Origin of the sequence: Arthrobacter sp. NyZ413 (assembly GCF_049390645.1) — a bacterium.
Lineage (GTDB): Bacteria > Actinomycetota > Actinomycetes > Actinomycetales > Micrococcaceae > Arthrobacter.
The window spans coordinates 1,412,074-1,434,517 of the sequence record NZ_CP155434.1 but is presented as its reverse complement, the minus strand read 5'-3'; the positions used below and the strand labels follow the sequence as shown (position 1 = coordinate 1,434,517).

At 64.4% G+C, this 22,444-nt stretch carries 19 protein-coding genes; 3 read left to right on the top strand and 16 right to left on the bottom strand.

What is annotated here, in order from left to right; all coding sequences use genetic code 11:
- Positions 1–7 precede the first annotated feature (7 nt).
- The 5 genes from ABCW42_RS06710 to tdh are packed head-to-tail and all read right to left on the bottom strand — an operon-like array spanning position 8 to position 5,380.
- Positions 8–1,105 carry an NAD(P)/FAD-dependent oxidoreductase gene (locus ABCW42_RS06710; RefSeq protein WP_423184114.1) on the bottom strand — a complete coding sequence of 366 codons (1,098 nt, stop codon included), beginning with the start codon at positions 1,103–1,105 and terminating at the stop codon, positions 8–10.
- 6 nt (positions 1,106–1,111) lie between these two features.
- Complete coding sequence (locus tag ABCW42_RS06705; RefSeq protein ID WP_423184113.1) at positions 1,112–1,600, bottom strand: pyridoxamine 5'-phosphate oxidase family protein; 489 nt, start codon at positions 1,598–1,600, stop codon at positions 1,112–1,114.
- 45 nt (positions 1,601–1,645) lie between these two features.
- A complete protein-coding gene (locus ABCW42_RS06700) occupies positions 1,646–3,070 on the bottom strand; it encodes a 6-phospho-beta-glucosidase (RefSeq protein WP_423184112.1) in 1,425 nt (474 codons plus the stop codon).
- Between the two features lie 6 nt (positions 3,071–3,076).
- Positions 3,077–4,285 (bottom strand): glycine C-acetyltransferase, encoded by a 1,209-nt coding sequence (locus ABCW42_RS06695; protein WP_423184111.1) that lies wholly within the window; start codon positions 4,283–4,285, stop codon positions 3,077–3,079.
- 48 nt (positions 4,286–4,333) lie between these two features.
- Positions 4,334–5,380 (bottom strand): L-threonine 3-dehydrogenase, encoded by a 1,047-nt coding sequence (gene tdh / locus ABCW42_RS06690; protein WP_423184110.1) that lies wholly within the window; start codon positions 5,378–5,380, stop codon positions 4,334–4,336.
- Between the two features lie 115 nt (positions 5,381–5,495).
- On the opposite strand from tdh, the gene ABCW42_RS06685 reads away from it, so the two are divergent.
- A complete protein-coding gene (locus ABCW42_RS06685) occupies positions 5,496–6,440 on the top strand; it encodes a LysR family transcriptional regulator (protein ID WP_423184109.1) in 945 nt (314 codons plus the stop codon).
- 12 nt (positions 6,441–6,452) lie between these two features.
- On the opposite strand, the gene ABCW42_RS06680 is transcribed toward ABCW42_RS06685, so the two are convergent.
- The 11 genes from ABCW42_RS06680 to ABCW42_RS06630 all read right to left on the bottom strand — a co-directional run bounded on the left by ABCW42_RS06680 (position 6,453) and on the right by ABCW42_RS06630 (position 19,785).
- Positions 6,453–7,634 (bottom strand): Gfo/Idh/MocA family protein, encoded by a 1,182-nt coding sequence (locus ABCW42_RS06680; RefSeq protein ID WP_423184108.1) that lies wholly within the window; start codon positions 7,632–7,634, stop codon positions 6,453–6,455.
- Positions 7,619–9,376 (bottom strand): DUF4091 domain-containing protein, encoded by a 1,758-nt coding sequence (locus tag ABCW42_RS06675; RefSeq protein WP_423184107.1) that lies wholly within the window; start codon positions 9,374–9,376, stop codon positions 7,619–7,621. Before ABCW42_RS06675 ends, ABCW42_RS06680 begins: the two co-directional genes overlap by 16 nt.
- 39 nt (positions 9,377–9,415) lie before the next feature.
- The gene (locus ABCW42_RS06670) at positions 9,416–10,249 is read right to left on the bottom strand and encodes a carbohydrate ABC transporter permease (RefSeq protein ID WP_423184106.1); all 834 of its coding nucleotides are present in this window, start codon (positions 10,247–10,249) and stop codon (positions 9,416–9,418) included.
- Positions 10,242–11,204, bottom strand: a complete 963-nt coding sequence (locus ABCW42_RS06665) for a carbohydrate ABC transporter permease (RefSeq protein ID WP_423184105.1) — start codon at positions 11,202–11,204, stop codon at positions 10,242–10,244. Before ABCW42_RS06665 ends, ABCW42_RS06670 begins: the two co-directional genes overlap by 8 nt.
- Positions 11,201–12,523: an extracellular solute-binding protein gene (locus ABCW42_RS06660; protein WP_423184104.1), complete on the bottom strand. Its 1,323-nt coding sequence runs from the start codon at positions 12,521–12,523 to the stop codon at positions 11,201–11,203. Before ABCW42_RS06660 ends, ABCW42_RS06665 begins: the two co-directional genes overlap by 4 nt.
- 247 nt (positions 12,524–12,770) lie before the next feature.
- Positions 12,771–13,790 carry a LacI family DNA-binding transcriptional regulator gene (locus tag ABCW42_RS06655; protein WP_423184103.1) on the bottom strand — a complete coding sequence of 340 codons (1,020 nt, stop codon included), beginning with the start codon at positions 13,788–13,790 and terminating at the stop codon, positions 12,771–12,773.
- Positions 13,791–13,892: 102 nt separating this feature from the next.
- Positions 13,893–14,489, bottom strand: a complete 597-nt coding sequence (locus tag ABCW42_RS06650) for a hypothetical protein (RefSeq protein WP_423184102.1) — start codon at positions 14,487–14,489, stop codon at positions 13,893–13,895.
- A gap of 188 nt (positions 14,490–14,677) precedes the next feature.
- On the bottom strand, positions 14,678–16,186 hold the full coding sequence (gene gatB / locus ABCW42_RS06645; protein ID WP_423184101.1) for an Asp-tRNA(Asn)/Glu-tRNA(Gln) amidotransferase subunit GatB: 1,509 nt from the start codon (positions 16,184–16,186) through the stop codon (positions 14,678–14,680).
- The gene (gene gatA / locus ABCW42_RS06640) at positions 16,186–17,754 is read right to left on the bottom strand and encodes an Asp-tRNA(Asn)/Glu-tRNA(Gln) amidotransferase subunit GatA (RefSeq protein WP_423184100.1); all 1,569 of its coding nucleotides are present in this window, start codon (positions 17,752–17,754) and stop codon (positions 16,186–16,188) included. Before gatA ends, gatB begins: the two co-directional genes overlap by 1 nt.
- Positions 17,755–17,758: 4 nt before the next feature.
- Positions 17,759–18,055 carry an Asp-tRNA(Asn)/Glu-tRNA(Gln) amidotransferase subunit GatC gene (gene gatC, locus ABCW42_RS06635; RefSeq protein WP_133202783.1) on the bottom strand — a complete coding sequence of 99 codons (297 nt, stop codon included), beginning with the start codon at positions 18,053–18,055 and terminating at the stop codon, positions 17,759–17,761.
- Between the two features lie 254 nt (positions 18,056–18,309).
- Positions 18,310–19,785, bottom strand: a complete 1,476-nt coding sequence (locus tag ABCW42_RS06630; RefSeq protein ID WP_423184099.1) for a CitMHS family transporter — start codon at positions 19,783–19,785, stop codon at positions 18,310–18,312.
- Positions 19,786–20,010: 225 nt separating this feature from the next.
- Here ABCW42_RS06630 and ABCW42_RS06625 point away from each other — a divergent pair, with 225 nt between their 5' ends.
- Together ABCW42_RS06625 and ABCW42_RS06620 are read left to right on the top strand one after the other, a co-directional pair.
- Entirely contained in the window at positions 20,011–21,744 is a 1,734-nt protein-coding gene (locus tag ABCW42_RS06625; RefSeq protein WP_423184098.1) for an ATP-binding protein, read from the top strand.
- Complete coding sequence (locus tag ABCW42_RS06620) at positions 21,741–22,400, top strand: response regulator (protein ID WP_423184097.1); 660 nt, start codon at positions 21,741–21,743, stop codon at positions 22,398–22,400. Before ABCW42_RS06625 ends, ABCW42_RS06620 begins: the two co-directional genes overlap by 4 nt.
- The last annotated feature ends 44 nt before the right edge of the window (positions 22,401–22,444 follow it).

Below are 22,444 nucleotides of genomic sequence, written 5' to 3'. Positions count from 1 at the left end.
CTATTGTTCAACGGCGGATGGACCATCGGGTGGCCGCAAGCTCCGACGCTGTACGGGATACCGGACTGGCTCCGGAGAGGAACCCCAGGATGTCGGCGGCCGCGAGTTCGGCGATGGCCGAGGACGTCTGGAATCCGTAGCCTCCTTGACCGGCGAGCCAGAAGAATCCTGAAGCTTCGGCGTCGAAGCCGACCACCGGGACGCCGTCCGCGGCTTCGGTGCGGAGCCCGGTCCAGGCCTTGGCGACGGAACGGATCCCCAGGGTCGTGAGTGAATCCACAAGCGCGACGATCGCCTCCACGTCCCCCGGCCTGGGACGCGCGTCCTCCGGTCCGCTCGGCACGGTTTCGGATGGCGAAATGAGTACCTGTTCGCCTTCCCGCCGGAAGTAGTAAGTGTTGTCGGCGGCCGCCACCATCGGAGTTCCCGGCGCAAGCGGGCGTTCGACGTCGACAATCGCCGCAGTGCGTCGGAACGGCTGCAGCCCGAGCTTCTCGACGCCGCTGAGCACAGCGAGTTCGTCAGCCCACGCACCGGCCGCGTTGACGACGACGGCGGACTGGAACCCCTCCATCCCGGCGCCGAGCTGCCAGCCCGAGCCAAGCCGCTGGGCCGAATGGACCCGAGCGCCCGTAACGATGTCCACTCCCCCGGCCTCGGCGCGCTGCTGGTGGTCTTGCAAGAGCACCGGCGCATTGCAGGCGAACGATCCCGTGTCCAACCCCGCCACGGTGAACGCACCGGGCTTCAACGCCGGACACAATTCCAGGGCTTCGGCGTGCGTGATCGAATGCATGTGGCCGCTGGCTTCGGCTTTGACGGTTGCTTCGTCACCCACCAGCATGAAGGACCGCGGTTCCAGCACCGGCACCGGCAGCGCCGCGTCCCGCGCGGACATGAGTTCCAGCGTCCGGACAGTGAGTTCCTGCACGACGGCGGGACCGTAGCTCGGGATCAGCTGCCGGGCGGAACGCGAAGACGTGTGGTAGGCAAGCGTTTGTTCGGCTTCCACGAGGGCAACCGAGCATTGGCCCGCCAGCGCGGAAGCGAGTGACAGTCCGGCGATCCCGCCACCGACGATCACCACGTCATAGATCGAAGCCATCCGCGCCTACTCCATCGCGGACGGTTTGACGCCGCTGTACGGAGTCCACCAGGTCAAAGGTTCCGTGACGGTGAAGCGCCTACCGGAGATCGAGTCTGCGGGAATCCGCACGAAATGGTCTTTCCGGCCGGCTTCCCACGGGAAGAGAGGCAACGAAAAGGACTTTACGACGTCGTCGATCTGCGTCACGGGTGCCGCCTTTCCACGGAGCACGACGCTCCAGGCAACCCCGGTGTTCGCGTCAACGCCGTCAACCTCCATGGCGACCGGAAAATCACTCAAGGCGGCCTCGAGCTTGGTCCCGGACCCGGTCCTGAACACCACCGTCCCCCGGTCCACGGCGTAGTTGATGGGAAAGATATCCGGGTGGTCTCCGAGCCACACGGCGAGCCTCCCGACGGACACGGTCCTCAGGAGGCTCCAGCATTCCTGGGAATCCAACACTTCGGTGGCTTGCTGGCCTGCGACCGGGTGTTGCGCTTCATCATTGTCCATGGTGCCGATCCTAGGCCTCCGGGGCGTCGCGGGACAGAGCCATCCCTAGCGCAAGTACCCGAGCTGCGGGAAGTGCCCGATGTAGTCGTCCAGCAAGCCCCGCGCCACCCGGACAGAGTCCACCAAAGGATTCATGGCGAACGCTTTATAGGCGGCGCGCCGGGAACCCGTGAGCGCGGCCTCGATGGTTGCTTGTTCCACGGCCTTGGCGTTGACCACGAGGCCGCGGGCATAATCAGGCAAGGGCCGGGCCGGAAGTGGCCTGGCCCCGTCCGCGTCCACGAGGCAGGGCGCCTCGATCACGGCCTCGGGGCCTAGTTCGGCCAAAGTAGCCCCGTTGGGCACGTTCAGGATGAGGCGCGCGGTTTCGCCTTGGCTGATGGCGCGCATGATCGCCAGCGCGACGCCCTCATAGCCGCCCGACTCCAGGTCCGCGGGGTCCCGCTCGAAGGCACCGGCGGCGTCCCTGTTGCTCTTCATATACGTCTCTTCGCGGTCCAGCTTGGTCTTTTCCCACAGCCTGAGCGCCGGCTTTCCGCCGCCTTCACGCGGAACGGGCCGTCCGGCGTCGTGGTTTCCGGCCTCGTGGTTTCCGGCCTCGTGGTTTCCGGGCCGGAGGCCCTCGTAGAAGGCGGACTGTTGCCGCTCGAGGTAGGCACCGCGGGTGTCCGAGGCGCGACCGTCGGCGTCGAGCGCTTCCCGCCTGAAGTAGTAATAGTGCAGGTATTCGTTGGGCACTGCGCCGAGGGCCTGGATCCATGGCGCTCCGAACAGGCGGCCCTCTTCGAATGATTCGATCGCCGCGGCGTCGGCGAGCAAGCGCGGCAGGACGTCCTCGCCATCCACCGCCAGGCCGCGGAGCCAGCCAAGGTGGTTGAGGCCGATGTAGTCGATCTCCACGCGTTCCCCGCGGACGTCCACCCCCCGTACGCCTGCCGCGGACAAGCAACGCCGCGCGAGGCCCACGGGCGAATCGCAGATCCCCACTACCTTGTCGCCGAGGAACCGCATCATGACTTCCGTGATGACGCCCGCCGGGTTGGTGAAGTTGATGAACCAGGCGTGCGGTGCGTATTTCCTGACGGCTTCGGCGATGCCCACCACCACGGGTATGGTCCGGAGGGCGTAGGAAATCCCTCCGGCGCCGACGGTCTCCTGGCCGATGACGCCGTGCTGCAGGGCGATCCGCTCATCGGCCGCGCGGCCCTCCAGCCCGCCGACGCGTATGGCCGAGAAGATGAAGTCCGTGCCTGGCAGCGCCGCGGAAAGCTCGGTGTATAGCGTGACCGTCGGCGCGTCCGGGACCCCCTCCGCCATTTCGGCGAGCACCTTGGCGACCACAGCGAGCCGGGTTGCGTCGGTATCGAACAGCCGGAGCGCGGTGACGCGGCCGGGCCCGTGGTCCGCCAGCAATGCCGAAAAGACCAACGGAACCCGGAAACCGCCGCCGCCCAAGAGGGTGAGGATCATGGCCGGTCAGAGGTCCGCTGCGGCACGGCTCTTCACGAAGGCCTGGACGCATGCTTCGACGTCCTCCGGGCTATGGGCGGCCGAGAGCTGCACGCGGATGCGTGCCGCGCCCTTCGGCACCACGGGATAGCTGAATGCAGTGACGAAGACGCCGTGCTGCAGCATCTCGTCGGCCACCTTCGCCGCCGCCACGGCATCGCCGAACATGACGGGGATGATGGCGTGCTCGCCGTTGAGGAGCTCGAATCCTTCCTCGGCCATCCGACGGCGGAACAGCCCCGCGTTCGCGAAGAGCCTCGAGCGGAGCTCGCCGGAGCCCTGGACGAGCTCGAGCGCCTTGATGGTTGCCGCGACGATGGCGGGCGCCAACGAGTTCGAAAACAGATAGGGCCTGGCTTTCTGGCGCAGCATCGCGATGATTTCCCCGCGCCCGGAGACGTAGCCGCCGGAAGCTCCGCCGAGGGCCTTGCCGAAGGTGCCGGTGTAGATGTCCACCCTGTCGGACACGCCTGCGTGCTCCGGGGTGCCGGCTCCCGTGGGGCCCATGAAGCCCACGGCATGGGAGTCGTCCACCATGACCAGGGCATCGTGCTTCTCCGCAAGATCGCAGATGGCCTTGAGCGGGGCGAGGTACCCGTCCATCGAGAAGACGCCGTCGGTCACGATGATCTTGCGGCGGGCAGGCGCCTCACCGCTGGAGGCCTCGATGAGCTTGGCCTCAAGGTCGGCCATGTCCTGGTTCGCGTAGCGGAAGCGCTTGGCCTTGCTCAAGCGGATGCCGTCGATGATGGAGGCGTGGTTGAGGGCGTCGGAGATGATGGCGTCTTCGGGTCCGAAAAGGGATTCGAAGACGCCTCCGTTGGCGTCGAAGCAGCTGGAGAACAGGATGGTGTCTTCCGTTCCCAGGAACTGTGAAACGCGGGCTTCGAGCTCAAGGTGCAGGTCCTGGGTACCGCAAATGAAGCGGACCGACGCCATGCCGAAGCCGCGCTCATCCATGGCGGACTTGGCGGCCGCGATAATGTCCGGGTGGTCGGCGAGGCCCAGGTAGTTGTTCGCGCAGAAGTTCAGGACGGAATTGGCAGGCTGTCCGAGCTGCCCGGCCGAAATGTGGCTGGCCTGCGGTGAGTCGATGTGCCGCTCGGTCTTGAAGAGTCCGGCGGAGCGGATTTCCTCGAGTTCGCCGTGCAGTTGGTCTTTGATGCTTGAGTACATTGGTGGCTCCCGGTGCCGGATCGGAGGACAGTCTGTGTGTGGTCTTTGCTAGAGTTCGGTCCAGTCGAGGACAACCTTGCCGCCCACGCCGGCGCGGGCGATCTCGAATCCCTTTTCCCAGTCAGTGGCGGACAGCTTGTCCGTGACGACGGCGGAGACGTTGCGGTGGAGTTCGGCGTTTGAGGACAGCATGGCGCTCATGGCGTACCACGTCTCGAACATCTCGCGGCCGTAAATGCCTTTGAGGGTGAGCATGTGGGTGACCACCTTGCCCCAGTCGATATCGATGGACTGGCTGGGCAAGCCGAGCATGGCGATGCGTCCGCCGTGGTTCATGTTGTCGATCATCTCAGGCAACGCGGTGGGATGTCCGGACATTTCCAGGCCGATATCGAATCCTTCACGCATGCCTAGTTCCTCCTGGGCCTCCTTGACCCGCATCTTCGAAACATCGACGGCGAGATCCACGCCCATCTTCCTGGCGAGCTCCAGCCGCGGGGCCGAGACGTCCGTGATGGCGATCTTGCGGGCGCCGGCGTGGCGTGCGACGGCGATTGCCATGAGTCCGATGGGCCCGGCACCGGTAATGAGGACGTCCTCGCCGACCAGCGGGAAGCTCAAGGCCGTGTGCACGGCGTTGCCGAAGGGATCGAAGATCGCCCCAAGTTCCGGCGTGACGGAAGGATCGTGGTGGACCCAGACGTTGGTCTCCGGAATCACGACGTACTCGGCGAACGCGCCATCGCGCTGCACGCCGACGGACACCGTGTGGATGCACATCTGGCGGCGGCCGGCACGGCAGTTCCGGCAAATCCCGCACACCACATGGCCCTCACCGGAAACCCGGTCCCCCACCTTGACGTCGCGGACGTCCTCCCCCACGGCCACCACTTCGCCATAGAACTCGTGGCCGGCAATCAGCGGAGTTTCAATGATGCTTTGCGCCCAGGCGTCCCAGGACTGGATGTGCAGGTCCGTTCCGCAGATGCCCGTGGTCATGACCCGGATCTTGACGTCGCCGGGACCGGCTTCCGGCTCGGGACGTTCGACGAGTTCAAAACCGGCGTGCGGGCCGGACTTGTAGAGAGCCTTCATTGGTCTTCCTCACTCCAGGGACGGGGCCGTTTGTGTGCCGTTCCACTTCATTGAAGCCCCCGCAAAGGTTTAGCACAACTAGGTTTTTCTCAATCAACGATTTAGCATTTACTAAATGGAAGTGCACCAGCTCCAGATGCTCAGGGAACTAGGAGATCTTGGCAGTGTCAAGGCTGTCGCAGAGACCCTCATGGTCACCCCTTCCGCCGTATCGCAACAGCTCGCGCTCCTGCAAAAATCCGTGGAGGTGCCCCTGACCCGCAAGGAGGGCAGGGCCCTGGTGCTCACCGACGCGGGGAGGGTCCTCGCCGACGCAGGGGCCGCCGTCGTGAGCGCCATGGCGGATGCGCGGGCCGCTATAGGCGCCTACCACGATTCCCCCGGTTCCACCGTGACGGTCAGCGCCTTCCACAGCGCCGGGCAGGCCCTTTTCGCTCCCCTGGCGGCGTTGCTGGCCGAAGCGGGCCACGGCGCTCCCGAAAACAGCGTCCCCCGCGTGAAGCTTGCTGACGAGGACGTCGCGCAGGAAGACTTTCCGGGCTTGGCCGCACGGTACGACCTCGTCCTCGCCCACCGCATGGAACACAGCCCGGAATGGCCTCGCGACAAAGTGGCCGTCATCCCGCTCGCCGACGAACCGCTCGACGTCGCTCTCCCGGCCGGGCACCCGCTCGCAGCCAGGCGCGAACTCAAGCCGGCCGACGTCGTCGGGCAACCCTGGGTGACCAGCCGCGCCGGGTACTCGCCCGCGGACGTGCTGGCCGCCGTCGTCGCCGTGAGCGGGCGGCCGGCAGAAGTGCTGCACCGCATCAACGACTACTCGACTGTTGCCTCCCTCGTGGCGACGGGAGGCGCGATCGGCCTGCTGCCACGGTTTACCGCCCGGCGCGTCCTGGACGCCGGAGTGGTGCTGCGCCCGCTGGCCGGGGTCAATTCGGTGCGCAAAATCGATATCCTTGCCCGCCCGGAAACGCTCAAGCGGGCGTCGGTCATGGCCGTCTGCGACGCATTGCGGACGGTCATGACCGGGCTCGCCGGCGGCGACCCACCCGGCGCTTAATAGCCCGGGACGCTAAGGTTCCCGGACCCGGGCGGGCTGTCCGGCGTCGAAGTATTCCACGAGTTCCTCGGGCAAGTCCGGAACAATCTTCGAGGAACCTTCGCCGCGGAGGGACTCCGTCGCCAGGACACCGGCGGCAACCGCCTGCCGGGCCGCGATCGGATTGGTCTGGGTCAGCCCGCCCTCAGCGGCGAAGCGGAGGAACTCCGAAATCAAGCGAGGATCGGCGCCGCCGTGGCCACCCTCGCCGTCCTGGATCTCGATCACATCATCCGGCTCCGCGAAACCGCTGGTCCGCGTCGTCCACACCTTGATTTGTTCGCCGGGACCGTCGCCGAAGTTCTCGATCCTGCCCTTCGTGCCGATCACGGTGTAGTTCCGCCAGTAGTCGGGCGTGAAATGGCACTGCTGGTAGGACGCAAGTACACCGTTGTCCAGGACCATGTTCATCATGGAGATGTCCTCGACGTCGATCGTCTCGGCGAGATCCGTCTGTTCGGTGGGTGGCCAATTGTCCACCGAGAACCAATCGCCCATCCGGCGGCCTGAGTTGTCCCTGCGAGAAGTGACGTCACCATACACCGCCAGTTCGCCGACCGCCTGGACCTTGGTGCTGTATCCGCCGGCGAGCCAGTGGATGACGTCGATATCGTGCGCACCTTTTTGCAGCAGCAAGCCGGTGGTGTTGGCACGCTGGGCATGCCAATCCTTGAAGTAGTAGTCCCCGCCGTTTCCGACGAAGTGCCGGCACCAGATGGCTTTGACGTCTCCGATGGTGCCTGCCTGGATGATGTCGCGCATTTGCACCACTACGGGCATGTGCCGCATGTTGTGGCCCACGTAGAGGCGCGTTCCGGTTTCGAAGGCCGTCTGCAGGATGAGGTCTGCCGCTTCCAGCGTGACGTCAAGAGGCTTCTCGCAGAACGTGGGGATGCCGGCCTTGAGCGTCCGGACGGCGACGGCGGCGTGCTGGTTGTCCGGGGTGAGGACCAGGACAGCGTCCAAACCGGAGTCGAGCAAGACGTCCAAATCGTCGGTGATGACCGCCGTCGGGATCTTTTCGGCCGCATCGGCCCTGCCCCGCTCGCCCAGATCGCACACGACTGTGACTTCCGAACCGTGGCCGGGTTGATGCGCGTGGCGCCACAAGGACGCCCGCAAACCGAATCCGACGATGCCTACTTTGAGGTCCATAAATGCTTTCCTATCTGGATAGTTGATGTGCCCGCGTCATGAGAGGTTGTTTGACCCACGCGTTGCGCGATTCCTTCGTTGACCAGCTCGCGGACCCTTCTGTAATGAAGGGGGTCGTAGCTGAAGCTGTCCATGGCGAGGCGGCCGCCCGAGCCGTTCGTATCGATGAGTGCCAGCACGTCCTCGCGGCGGGCCAGTTGTGCCAGCAGCGAGAATGCCCGGTGGTCCCACATGGCTTGGGCGAACACCTTGTAGCGAATCGACTCCCACGGCACCCCGTCCGGTCCCGGGTAGACCATGAAGGCGTCGCCGCCCGGGAAAGCCCCTCCGGCACAGGTGTCCTTGAACGGATCGACCGTGGCCAAGGAGTGGGCTGAGTTGTAGAAGTTGAATCCCCAGTGCAGGAAGCCACCACAATCCAAGGCGAAGAGCTGGTGGCCCAGCACCCTGTTACGCGCCGAGGGCATGGAAATGAAGCGGTTGGCTACATCTCTGTCCTGGGCGACGCAATAGTAGACCCACAGATCTTTCACGCCGGCGTCCAGGAACGGCGCCACGGCATCTGTTGCCACCACTGGGTTCGGCACCGCCCCACTGCTGTAGAAGTCAAAGTCGCTCAGGGCGTCAACCACAGTCAGTCCGTCCAGGAGATCCGCGACGGCGTCCTTTGCCTGCCGGTACCCCGCGAGGGCTTCGGCACCCTCCGGTTCATCGGAGATGTGGAAGATGACCCGGTAAAGCGACCAATGCTTGGCAAGGAACGAGCGCAAGGCCGGAAGCAGCTGGGCCATCAGTTCCCGGTACGATGCCGACGTGGCGGGCACGTCCCAGCCGAAACGGCGTTCCAGGCCTTGGGCAGTCTGCACATAGATCGCCGGTGTTGCCTTGGCCCCCCATTGCGTGAACAAATGGGCAATTTCCAAGTAGCGGATGCCGTGTTTGGCGCAAAGGCCTACCCAGCGCAGCAGCTTGCTGAAATCAAAGTGGTAACCGGAATCCTCGCGGATGCCGACCAGTTGGGTTGGCAGCCGGGTTCCCCCGACCGCCGTATCCAACGGAGGAGTCCATGTGGGCGTCAGCAGCGAGTTGGCTCCCATCCTCGCCGCAGATCCCATGAAGGCATCGATGATCGACCAATGCTCCTCGCTGAACACGCCGACGTCGTAGTGGGCCGCCAGCCCGTCGCAATGGAACCAGTGGGCGTTCACAATCCCGAGTTCCGGCGCCCGAACCGCCAGGACCGTGACCTTGATACCAGTGGTGAAGAGGATGCGGCCCTCCGTGTCCCGTAGCGAAATCCGGATTTCGTGGTCTCCCGCGTGCTCCGCGGAAGGGACCACGACGTCGATCCAGGCGGCCGTCCATTGCCCGTAGCGGGGATGGATCAGCCCGTCCGAAGCAGGCCGTAGAAGGTCCGGGTACAGTCCTGGCGTGTCGCGGTCATAGCCCGAATCATGCTCCGGGAACGCCGCCAAGGAGCACGGCACCAGCTCAACCTGGGAAATGGACACGATTCCCGCCGCGGCTCCGCTGACTGAAACCGCGAGCGGTCCGGAGAACCGGAAATCGTGCTTCATCGGAGGCCTGATGGCCACTTGGACCGACGCAGTCTCGCCCGGGAAAACCGACATGGGGATGGTCCTGTCCAACGGCCGCGGTGGAACGTCCGGGTAGACCTTCTCCAAGGAGTCGGCAAGCACGAACCGCCAGCCCTCCGTCGGGACAGCGTTCTGTTCCGTCAAGGCAGCGAATCCTTTCTACTTGAGTCCCTACTTGAGCCCCTACTTGAGCCCCGAGCGGCCGATGCCGGCCATGACCCGCTTTTGCATGAGCAGGAACATGACCAGGATGGGCGCCATGGCCATCAACGACGCCGCCATGAGGATCGGGTAGTTGTTCGCGTGTTCGCCCTGGAGGTTCGAAAGCCCCACGCTCAACGGTGCGGCGTTCGCCGTCGACGTCACCACCAAAGGCCAGAGCAGGTCATTCCAGGACCACAACACGGTGATGATGACCAGCGCCCAGAGCCCGTTGGCAGCGAGGGGCAGCATGACCCGGAAAAAGACCTGGAACGGGTTGGCCCCGTCAAGCCTGGCCGCGTCTTCGAGTTCGTCGGGGAGCCCCATGAAGAACTGGCGCATCAAGAAGAGGCCGAAGGCGCTGAAGATCCCCGGAGCCACGATGCCCGCGATGCTATTCAGCCAGCCCAGGTTTTGGATGATCTGGTACTGCGGGATGAGGAACAACTGGGACGGAACCATGATGATCGACAAGACCACGGCCAGGATGGGTCCTTTGAACCGGAACCGCATCCGCGCGAACGCGTAGCCCGCCATCGAGCACAGCAGCACCTGGCCGATCACCCTGATGACGGTAATTGCCACAGTCACCCAAAGCTGCGAACCGAAATTCATCGAAGTAAAAACGTCAGCGAAGTTGTGCCACTGGATAACGCCGGGCCACAGTGTGGGCGGCGTGCTTTGGACTTCGGCGTTCGTCGAAATCGACATCACGATCTGGTACAGGAGGGGTGAAACCATCGCCAGGCCGCCGATGGCCAGGACACAGTGGGCCAGGACGTTGGAGCCTTGCTTGCCGCCTTTCGAGCTAGACATAGTTGACCCACCTCTTCTGGATACGGAATTGGAAAGCGGTCAAGAGGGCGATGATGGCCAGGATCAGGATGCCGATGGCTGCCGCGTAGCCCTTGTCGTTCTGCAGGAAGGCCTGGTTGTAGAAGATATAGACGAGGCTTTGCGTCTGCGGCATGGCCAGGTTGGCCTTCCCCATCATCACGTACAGCAGGTCGAACAGCTGGAAGCCGCTGATCACGGTGACGATCGTGACGAAGAAAATACTGGGTGTCAGCAAAGGAACCGTGATGCCGAAGAACTGGCGGACCCGGCCGGCCCCATCCATTTCGGCGGCTTCGAAGAGCTCACGAGGGATCTCGCGCAGCCCCGCACTGATGATGATGAGGTTGAATCCCAGCGACATCCACAACCCCACCGTAGCCACGGCAAGCAGGGCGAACCCCGGCGTGGACGTCCAGTAGGGCCCTTGGATTCCGAACAAGCCCAAGAACCAGTTGATGGGCCCGAAGTCGCCGTTGTAGATCAGCCGCCACACGATCCCGACGGCGGCCGGCATGGTGATGTACGGAATGAAGTACAACGTCCGGTACAAGGCCGCGAACCGCAAACCGGGACGCTCGATCAAAGACGCCAGGATGACCGCGATGGGTATCGCCAGAAGCACGATGACCGTGTAGATCAGCGTATTGAGGATTGACTGCGGGATGGTGGAGTCAGCGAACATCCGTACGTAGTTGTCCAGGCCGATGAACTTGGTCCCGCCAAACACTCCCCACTTGGTGAAGCTGTAGTAGAACGTCTGGGCAATCGGCCAAAGGTAGAACACGCCGATGCCCACGACGGTAGGAATTACGAACAGCCAGGGCCACCAGCCATCCGATTTTGATCGTCCTTTGGAGCGAACCCTGGTCGGTTCAGTGGCACGGCCGGGCGTAGACGTGGGTGTCGACTCGGGCGTCAGGGTCTGGGTTTTCATGATTCTTTGGCCAGTGCGGCATTCATCTGCGTGGCAAGATCCTTGGCGACGTCGGCAACCGGCTTGGTTCCGGCGAACGCCTGGGGCAGCAAGGTGTTCTCGAGTTCGTTCCACGCCGCAGTGTCGGCTGACACCGGGTACGGCGAGGCGTCCTTGGCCAGGTCAAGGAACACGTTGAGGTCAACAGAGGGAACGGACTTGACCCAAGCATCCTGGGTGCCATTGAAGGCTGGAATGACGGTTCCGGTTTCCGCCTGGATCTTGGCTGCGTCCTGTGTTCCCAGGAAGGCCACGAATGCCTGCGCCGCGGCCGGGTTCTTGGCATTCGCAGGAATCACGTTCGCCAGGCCGTGGATCACGCTTTGGTTGCTCGTCGGTCCCTTGGGCAGGCTGACGATGCCCAGGTCGTCGCCCAGGGCCTTCTGTGCGGGGCCAACGGTCCAGGAGCCGTCCATCGTCATGGCCAGCTTCCTCGACGTGAACATGTCGCTGGAGGCGGTGTCCGTCAGCTGCTGCATGGAGGGTGAAATGCCGGATACGATCAGGTCCCGCCAGAACTGCAGGCCGGCGATGGAACCGGACGAGTCGTATCCGGACTTCTTCCCATCGCTCGAAATGATGGTCCCACCGGCTTCGACCATCGTGTTGTAGTAGCTGGTCTGGCCACCCGTAAGGTCACCGGCATACCCGTAGATACCCTTGCCTTGATAGAACTTGGACAGCTTGGCGCCCGCGGATTTCACGTCGTCCCAGGTCCAGCTGGAGCTCGGTTCAGGCACTCCGGCTTCCTTGAAGAGGGCCTTGTTGTAGAAGAGTGCGCTGGTATCGAAGTCCTTGGGCACTCCGTAGAACGTCCCGTTGACGGTGTACAGATCCACCAGCGCCTTCGGGTAGTTGGCTGTATCCACAGCCTTGCCGGAAACCAGGCCGTCCAAGGCGAGCAGCTGGTTGTTTTGCGCGTAGAGCTTGATGTGCGGGCCGTTCATCCAGAAAACGTCCGGCAGGGTGTTGCTGCTTGCCTGGGTTTGGATCTTCGTCCAGTAGGCCGAGCCCTTCGACGGCGTGACGTCGATGGTCACTTTGATGTTGGGGTATTGCTTGTTGAATTCGTTCACGATTTTCTGCATTGCGGGCTTCTGCGCCGCATCCCAAATCGCGTAGCTCAGCTCAGTGCTCAGGTCCTTCGCGGGGGCAGCGTAGGCGGCCTTGGCTGCGCTACCCCCAGCGGCACTGTTTCCACCGCAGGCAGCCAGCGAGACGACAGCGGCGCCGGCAGCCGCGAAGGAAAGGAATGACCTGCGAGTCACGTTGTGGTTCATGAAAATCTCCGATGTCCTGGTCAGAAGACCGACGGTCCTTCTGGGGTGTGCCTGCATTCGGCTAAGCGCCAGCCCCACTGGTGATTGTGCAGTCGATCACATCATGTTAATCGTTTAAAAGCAAGATCGAAGGTGATCTTTCCTTGACTTTTCGTGGCTCAAAACGTCACAAAAGTGCAAATCAAATGATCGCACTGCATCGGACACAAACCGGACAACCCTGGCGGCCCGGTTTCAGGCCGCCGGTTCAGACCCCGGAGACAGGGTCGCAGGGCGCCGAGTCCCTCACGATGAGTTTCCACGGAAATTCCAGTACCTGCGTGGGCGCATCCGGGTTTTCCGCGCGGTCGAGAAGGAAGCCGGCCACGCCGTCGAAGAATCCTTCGGGACCGACCGTCGTCAACGACGGCGCCATGTACTCGCCCTCTGTGGTGTTGCCGATACCGAGCACTTCTACATCCTCTGGAACCCTCAGTTGGAGGCTTTGGGCTGCGTGTATGGCCGCAATAGCCGCGAAGTCCGTCGTAGCGTAGATCGCCGTCGGGCGGTCTTTCCGCTGCAACAGGCGAAGGGCCGCGTCGAAAGCGCTCTGGCTGTCCAGGGCAAACCGCTCAACGTAGTCGTCCCGGTAGTCCAGACCGGCGTCGGCAAGGCCCTCGATGTATGCCCTGTGGCGGGTGGAAATGGGGTTGCCTGCACGGGGCGCAGCGGTCAAGCAAGCCACTCTTTCGTGCCTGCTCGTGAGGTGTGCCACAGCCCGCTCGCACGAGGCACCCGCCACGGGCCGCACCACGTCGAAACCATCGGGATCCATGGTGTCGCTGAAAACCACCAAGCGCTGCAGTTTGGCAGCCTGGGCCAAGAGTTCGGCGTCCCCGGGTTCGTCGGCGGCGTCGATGAACGTCACGTCCGCGTTCTGCCTCTTGAGCGCCACCCGCCAGTCCGTGTCGGCCAAAATCATGGGTGTGATACCTCGTTGGGCGGCGGCCGTACCCACGGCGCGGCTGACATCCAGCGCCCACGGATCCGAGATCATGGTCAACGACAACATGAGCAGGTTCGTTCTTCCCGTGCGGACCGCCCGCGCCGATTGGTTGGGGCGATATCCGAGCGCCAAGGCGGCCTGTTGGACCCGCAGCACCGTAGCTGGCGCGACGCCGGACCCGCTCTTGCCACCTTCTTTGCCGCTCCTGCCCGAGAGCACGTAGGACACAGTTGCCGTGGAAACCCCGGCCGCCGCCGCCACTGACTTGATCGTGGGGCGCATTCGTCTCCTTCTAGGCTAAGCCGCCGAACCACGGGCTTGGTTCGGCGGTAGTAGCATCATAGCCAGACGAACGGGCGCCACCAGGGTCAGGAAGGGACAGGGTCAGGAAGAGACGCTGCCGTAACCCATCCCCCGTCCATGGTTGTTGGGTGCAGCCGGCAAGGTACCCGATACGATGCGGTTCGCCGTCACGGTGGTGCCGTTCTTCGTTCCCGAAACGCCCACAGTATCGCCGGACTTCAGGTCCGAGGCCTTGATTGTTTGAAGCGAAAGCCGCCTGCCTTGGTTTCCGGTTCCCGTAGTGACCTTGACGATGGTGGTCGATGAGTTGATGGCATAGGCCTGCGTGAAACCGTCGTCGCTCTTGACGGTGATGTTCGAATCACTCACCGACTGCACGGTACCGCGTTGGGCCACGATCGTGGAGTAGGAACCATCCTTGTTCTTGACCGTGAACTCGCCATGGACCGCCGCGCCTCCGAAAGCCCTCCGCAGCAGGGGGACGCGATCGGGTTTGCCGGGCGAAGTTTGTCCGGGCGACGACTGGCTGGGCGACGCCGTGCTTGTGGCTGAGGGACTTGTGACAGTAGGAATGATTTGGTCCGTTGCCCAGACCGCCGCCACTCCACCGCCGCCCACGACGACGGCGATACCGCCCGCTATGAGGGCCGTGCGCAACCCCTGAGTCATGGAGGACATGGCCGTTTCCTTTCTCCGCTCCTCCCCGGACCGGTAGGGGCGGGCAGCAAAGAACTGATGACTCCATGATGTTCCCCGAAGCTGTGTCCAGGCTGTGGATCCAAACACGATCGGGCCGCACCCGGCAATCGTTTTGATGATTCAAACGACGCCGGCTGCGGCCCGATCGGGGATCACGCTGGAGGTTGTCAGCCCTCGACGCCGAGCTTCTCCAGGATCAGTTCGCGGACGCGCCCCGCGTCGGCCTGGCCGCGCGTGGCCTTCATGACGCCGCCGACAATCGCTCCGATGGCCTGGACTTTGCCGCCACGGATCTTCTCCGCGACATCCGGCTGGGCCGCCAGCGCGGCGTCGATCGCCTCAAGGAGGGGGCCGTCGTCGGACACCACGGCGAGGCCGCGCTTCTCGACGATTTCGGCAGGGGTACCTTCGCCGGCGAGCACGCCGTCCAGCACCTGGGACGCCATCTTGTTGTTGATCTTGCCGTCTTCGACGAGCTGGTTGAGCTCCACGATGGTGGCCGGGGCGACGCCGAGTTCGGACGGTTCGACGTCGGCCGTCTTGGCGCGGCCAACGATCTCGCCCATCCACCACTTGCGCGCCACTGACGCGCTCGCGCCGGCCGCGATGGTTTCCTCGATGGAGTCCATGACCCCGGCGTTCACGACGTCACGGAACTCGAGGTCCGAGTAGCCCCAGTCGGCCTGCAGCCGCTTGCGACGCGCTGCCGGAGGCTCGGGAAGGGTAGCCCGCAGCTCCTCGACCCATTCGCGGGACGCGTTGACCGGAACGAGGTCCGGCTCCGGGAAGTAGCGGTAGTCGTCGGCGTCGGACTTTTCCCGGCCCGACGTCGTCGTGCGCGTGTCCTCGTGCCAGTGGCGCGTTTCCTGGATGACCGGCTCGCCGGAGTCGAGGACGGCGGCATGGCGCTGGATTTCGTAACGGACGGCGTGCTCGACGGCGCGCAGCGAGTTGACGTTCTTCGTTTCCGAACGGATGCCGAACCGTTCGCGGCCATGCGGGCGCAGCGAAACGTTGGCGTCGCAACGGACGTTTCCGCGTTCCATGCGCGCGTCGGACACCCCGAGGTTCTTGACGATCTCGCGGATTGCGGCGACGTAGGCCTTGGCGAGCTCGGGCGCGCGGCTGCCCGCCCCCTCGATCGGCTTGGTGACGATTTCCACGAGCGGAACGCCCGCACGGTTGTAGTCCACGAGCGAATAGTCGGCACCCTGGATACGCCCGGTGGCGCCACCCATGTGGGTGAGCTTGCCGGCGTCTTCCTCCATGTGAGCCCGTTCAATCTCGACGCGGAACACAGTGCCGTCTTCCAGTTCGATGTCCAGGTAGCCGTCATAGGCGATCGGCTCGTCGTACTGGGACGTCTGGAAGTTCTTGGGGGTGTCCGGGTAGAAGTAGTTCTTCCGGGCGAAGCGGCACGACTCGGCGATCTTGCAGTTGAGGGCAAGGCCGATCTTGATGGAGGATTCCACGGCCGCCTTGTTCACCACGGGCAGTACGCCCGGCATGCCCAGGTCCACCTCGTTGACGTTGGTGTTCGGCTCGTCGCCGAAGACGTTCGGGGCGGAGGAGAACATCTTCGTCTTGGTGTTGAGCTCCACGTGGACCTCGAAGCCAAGGACGGGATCATACTTCTCCATGGCCTCTTCGAAGCTGAGGATGGCGTCGGCAGACATCAGTTGGAACCTCCGGCGGTGGTGGAGCTGGAATCGAGGGCGGCCTGCAGCGAGGGGGCGCGGTCGAGCAACGGTCCGCCCCATTTCGCTTCGAGCAAGGACTCAAGGACAGCGCCCACACGGTACAAGCGGGCGTCCTCGCGGGCAGGCGCCAGCAACTGGATGCCTACCGGAAGGCCGTCCTCGTCAGCCAGGCCGCCCGGGAGCGACAAGCCGGGGACGCCGGCCATGTTCGCGGGAATGGTCGCGACGTCGTTGAGGTACATGGCCAGGGGATCGTCCAGTTTCTCCCCCAGCTTGAAGGCCGTAGTGGGAGCGGTGGGCGAAATAAGCACATCGGCCTGGGCGAACGCGGCGTCGAAGTCGCGCTGGATGAGCGTGCGCACCTTCTGGGCGGAACCGTAGTAGGCGTCGTAGTAGCCGGCGCTCAACGCGTAGGTGCCCAGGATGATGCGGCGCTTCACTTCGTCGCCGAAGCCCGCTGCGCGCGTGGCACCCATGACGCGTTCGATCGTCATGGGACCGTCCTTCGGCAGGACGCGCAAGCCGTAGCGGACGCCGTCGAACTTGGCCAGGTTGCTTGATACCTCGGACGGCATGATGAGGTAGTAGGCGCCCAGGGCGTACTTGAAGTTGGGGCAGGAAACCTCCACGATTTCCGCTCCGGCTTCCTTGAGCAGCTCAAGGGAGTCGTTGAAGCGGTTCTCGACGCCGGCCTGGTAGCCCTCGCCGTGAAGCTCCTTGATGATGCCGATCTTCATGCCCTCGACGTTGCCCGTCTTGGCGGCCGCCACGAGGTTGTCGAAGGAATCCGTGAGCGACGTCGAGTCGAAAGGATCGTGGCCGCCGATGACTTCCTGCAGCAACGCCGAGTCCAGCACGGTCCGGGAGACCGGGCCGATCTGGTCGAGCGAGGAGGCCATCGCGATGGCGCCGTAACGGGAAACCGCGCCGTACGTGGGCTTCATGCCCACTGTTCCGGTCACCGCTCCGGGCTGGCGGATCGACCCGCCGGTGTCCGTGCCGAGCGCCAGCGGAGCCTCGAAAGCTGCGACGGCGGCCGCGGAACCACCGCCCGAACCGCCCGGAATGCGGTCCAGGTCCCACGGGTTGCGGGTTGGGCCATACGCCGAGTGCTCCGTCGAGGAGCCCATCGCGAATTCGTCCAGGTTGGTCTTGCCCAGGATGGGCATCTTGGCGGCGCGCAGCTTCTTGATGACGGTGGCGTCGTAAGGGCTGTGCCAGCCTTCGAGGATCTTCGATCCTGCCGTCGTCGGCTGGCCGATGGTGACGATGAGGTCCTTGACGGCGATCGGAACGCCGGCGAGTTCGTGCAGCGCTTCGGCTTCCGCGCCACCAGCGGCGCGGATTGCGTCCACCTCGGCTGCGACGGCGAGGGCTTCTTCGCCGTTGACGTGCAGGAAGGCGTTGACCTGGCCGTCAACTTCGGCAATACGGTCCAAGTAAGCCTGGGTGACCTCGACCGACGTGACTTCGCGCGCAGCCAGCTTCGCCGCGAGTTGCGCCGCGGACAGGCGGATGAGTCCGGAGTTGTTCAATTCGCCCATTCCCTTACTCCTCATCCAGGATTGCCGGAACCTTGAAACGGCCCTCGAAGGAATCCGGAGCGCCGGACAGCGCCTGCTCGGCCGCGAATGTGTGGCCCACTACGTCTTCCCGGAACACATTGCTCAACGGGATCGGGTGGGACGTCGCCGGAACATCCGCCCCGGCGGCCTCGCTGACGGACTTCACCGAATCCACGATGACGGCAAGTTCGCCGGCCATCCTGTCCAGCTCTTCGGGACTCATTTCAATGTGAGCCAGACGCGCAAGATGCGCGACGTCGTCACGGTTGATCGCAGCCATGGATCTCCCCTGCAAGTTCAAATGGTTTTCCGAACTAGTCTACGTTGGTTGGGCAGCCCGCCGGAGCGGGTCGCCTCCCGGCGGCGGACCGGACAGATCCTTTGGCTGCTCGGTCGTTCCTCCCTTAGACGCAGCCGGCAGGATGTCCGGCTCCGCCGCCGATGTGCCCCGTCGCACCTTTGGCATCCCAACACAACAAGACAGCAGAGGCGGACCATTCGCACTCTGCTGTCTCGCTTGTTTGGTTAGTGGGCCTAGCCGATGCCGATGGCTCCGGTCAGCATGCCCACCGCGAGCATGACGAGGGAGATGACCGCGGTGCGCCACAGGACCTTCTTGTGGTGGTCGCCGAGCTCCACTTTGGCCATGGAAACAAGGAGCAGGATCGCGGGAACCAAGGGGCTTTGCAGGTGGAACGGCTGGCCGGTGATGGAGGCGCGCGCCATCTCGGCACCGCTGATGCCGTAGTGCGCGGCCGTCTCGCTCAGCACCGGGAGGACGCCAAAGTAGAACGCGTCGTTGCTCATGAAGAACGTCATGGGGATACTGAGCAGGCCCGTGATGACGGCCATGAACGGGCCGAATTCGGCGGGAATGATGTGGACGAGCCACGCGGACATTTCCTTGACCATGCCGGTGCCGTTGAGGACGCCTGTCAGGACGGCCGCCGCCATGACCATGCTGACCACGGCCACGATGGACGGAGCGTGGGCCACGAGTTGCCCGCCTTGCTCCTTGACCTTGGGAAAGTTCACCAGCAGCGCGATCGCGGAACCCACCATGAAGACGTACGGCAGCGGAACCAGGTTGGCCACGAGCATCACCATGACCGCAACAGTCAGGCCGAGGTTGAACCAGAAAAGCCTGGGGCGCAGGGTTGCGCGGTTTGGATCGAGTGCGGTGCCGGTGAGGGTGGCGTCCTGCTCATTGTCCAGGGTTTCGTCCCGTTCAAGGATCACGACGGCGGAGCCCCCGCCGGTGCCCGGCTTACCCGCGGTGCGGGATGAGCCCGAACCACCCCGACCAGAACCCGTGGCGACCGAACCGCCGCGGCCCGTGCCGCCGTCGAACGCTTCAGCGGGGTCCGCGAGATCGCCCCAGATCTCCGGCGCGACCACGCGAAGCCGGTTGCGTTCCTGGAGGCCGAGGAGCCAGGAGAAGACCAGGACCACGAGGAGACCCACGATGAGGGACGGGACCATCGGGACGAAGACCTCGTTGACGTCGATCTTGAGGGCGGTGGCGGCGCGGGCGGTGGGGCCACCCCACGGCAGGATATTCATGGTGCCGTTGGCCAGGCCGGCGACGCACGTCAAGACCACCGGGCTCATCTTCAAGCGGAGGTAGACGGGCAGCATTGCCGCGGTGGTGAGGATGAAGGTGGTGGAACCATCGCCGTCGAGCGATACCGCGGCAGCAAGGATGGCCGTGCCCACCACGACCTTGGCGGGGTCGTTCCCCAGTTTGCGCAGGATGAACTTGACCAGGGGGTCGAACAGTCCCACGTCGATCATGAGGCCGAAGTACACAATCGCGAACATGAGCAGGGCTGCGGTGGACGTCATGGACTTCATGGAATCCATGACCATGCTTCCGATGCCAAGGCCCGCGCCGGCGAACAGCCCGAAGATGGTGGGAACGATGATCAGCGCCAGGACCGGCGTCAACTTCTTTGTCATGATCAGGACCATGAACACCGCAATCATTGCGAATCCAAGCAATACCAGCACAGCCGGCTCCTTAATACAGTGAACGGCATCACATCGGCGTGATGCGCAGTAAAGACCGTAAGGTGGCGGCGCTCACAACGGGCCGTTTGCGGGAATTGATGGAAATACTGCTGATTGAGAGCATTTTGCTCATTCTGCTCAATGCTTCAATGGAGGTAGGGTCCCCGAAAAACAGCGCCGCCCCGGCATCGAAAGCAGGCGGCTTCCCCGCCGAGAGGAGGCAGCATGCCTAGGCTCGCACTGCGCTTCTCGACGCAGACACTGCTCCTCCAGCTCGGCGTCGTCCTCCTCGTGGTGCTGCTCAGCGGAACCGTCCACGCGTGGCTTGTCTACGGCCGGATCGGCGCCGAAGCGGAAAACCAGGCATTGACCCTGGCCCGCACCGTGGCGTCCGATCCCTTGATCCGTTCGGAAGTCCAGACCATCAGCAAGGAAGCGGGAACCCCGCCTCCCGCCGTACTCGCGGCCGGACCGATCCAAGCCGCCGCGGAGGCCGCGCGGACCCGCACGGGCGCCCTTTTCGTGGTGGTCACCGACGAAACCGGGCTTCGGCTCGCGCACCCGGACCTCGCGAGGCTCGGTGAACGGGTGAGCACGGACCCCTCGGACGCGCTTTCGGGCAAGGAAGTCACCACGAGGAACACCGGCACGCTCGGTCCGTCCGCGGGAGCCAAGGTTCCGGTCTACGCGCCAGGGGCGGCCGCGACCGTGGTGGGCGAAGTCAGCGTCGGCTACTCGATGGAATCGCTCAGCCAAAGCCTGGCTGAGGACATCGGCCCCATCGCGCTGACCGCCGCGGGCGCCTTGCTCGCCGGCGTCCTGGCGTCATTCCTCTTGCGCAGCCGCCTGCAGCGGCTCACTTTGGGCCTCGAACCCGAAGAGATCAGCACCCTGGTCCACGATCAAGTGGCGGTGCTCCAGGGAGTCGACGACGGCGTCATCGGCATTTCCGCGGACGGCCGGATCACAGTCTTCAACGCAGCGGCGAAGCGTCTCCTCGGCATGCCGGGTGCGAGCGGTATCCTCACCGGCACCAGTTGGGCCGACGCTGCCGTGCCCGAGCAGCTGAAAGCCCTCACCCGGCCATCCGCCCACGACGCGGAAGCCGTGGAAATCGTGGCTGGCGGCCGCGTCCTTGTTGCCAATGCCCGCAAGGCTTTGCACCGGAAAGAAGACCTCGGTTGGGTGGTCATGCTGCGGGATCGCACCGAGCTCCAGGAACTCACCCGGCAGCTCGACGCCGTCGGCACCATGTCGGCCGCTTTGCGCGCCCAGCGGCACGAGTTCGCGAACCAACTACATACGATCGCCGGCTTCATGAGCATCGGCCAACACGAACAAGCCAAGGACTACCTCGCCCGGATTTCGGCCACGGGACCCCTGAAGTTCCCCGTGGAGCAGGCCCAGCTCCTGCAAGACCCCTACCTGCAGGCGTTCGTCGGCGCGAAAGGCGTGGAAGCCGACGAACGCGGCGTGGCGCTGCGCATCGGCCCCGAAACCCTCGTGCGCGGCCATGTCACCGAACCGCAAGACGTCACCACCGTCCTCGGCAACCTCATCGACAACGCCGTGAACGCCGCCGTCGCCGGCTCTTCGCCGCAGCGCTGGGTTGAAATTGAGCTGCTCGACGAGCCAGGGCCCGACGGCGGCACTCTCCATATCGTCGTCGGGGACTCCGGCGACGGGCTCGGCAGCTTCGGCGCCGACCAGGTTTTCGTCGAAGGGTTCACGACGGCGGAACCGGGCGGGCGCGGAACCTCCACCGCAGGCGGGCAAGGACTTGGGCTTGCGCTCGTCCACCAGCTCGCCCGGCGTCGCGGCGGCGATGTGCGCATCCTGGAGCCAGGGTCCGCCGGTGGACCAGGCGCCGTCTTCATGGCGACCTTGCCCGGCGTGACGGGGCCATCCGAGGCCGGCGACCGCCCCAACGTAGTTGAACCGACGGAAGGACGACCATGAGCGAAGACCTCAGGGTGCTGATTGTGGACGACGATTTCCACGTCGCCAAGCTCCACGCGGCCTATGTGGATTCAGTGGCCGGATTCCTTGCGCTGACGCCCGCGGGTTCCACCGCCCAGGCATTGCAGGCCGTGCACAGTTTAAGGCCGGACCTGGTGCTTCTCGACGTCTATTTGCCGGACGGCTCAGGCCTGGACCTCCTGGGCCAGCTCGACGTGGATGCCATGATGCTCAGTGCGGCTTCCGATGCCGCCTCCATCAGGACGGCCATGCGCCGCGGAGCCCTGGCGTACCTCCTCAAGCCGTTCACAGCCGAGTCCTTGTCCCAGCAATTGCGTTCCTACGCCCGGTATCGCCGCATCCTCAACGTGCAGCATGCAGTCAATCAGGACACCATCGAGCGGGCGAAACGGGCGCTCATTTCCGGCGACGCCGAGCCCTCCGGAAAGCCGCGGTCAGCCACCGAAGCAACGGTGCTCGAGTCCTTGGCCCCGGGCGAGCAATACTCTGCGTCGGAAGTGGCGGAGCGCGTCGGGGTCTCGCGGGCCACTGCGCAAAGGTACCTGTCCTCGCTCGCCGACGACGGCGCCGTCGAGATCCAACTCCGCTACGGCACCACGGGCCGGCCGGAACACCGCTACGGCGTTGCGCGCTAGCTGCGCTCGGCCCGTGAAAGCACAGTTGGTGCCGTCAAGAACCC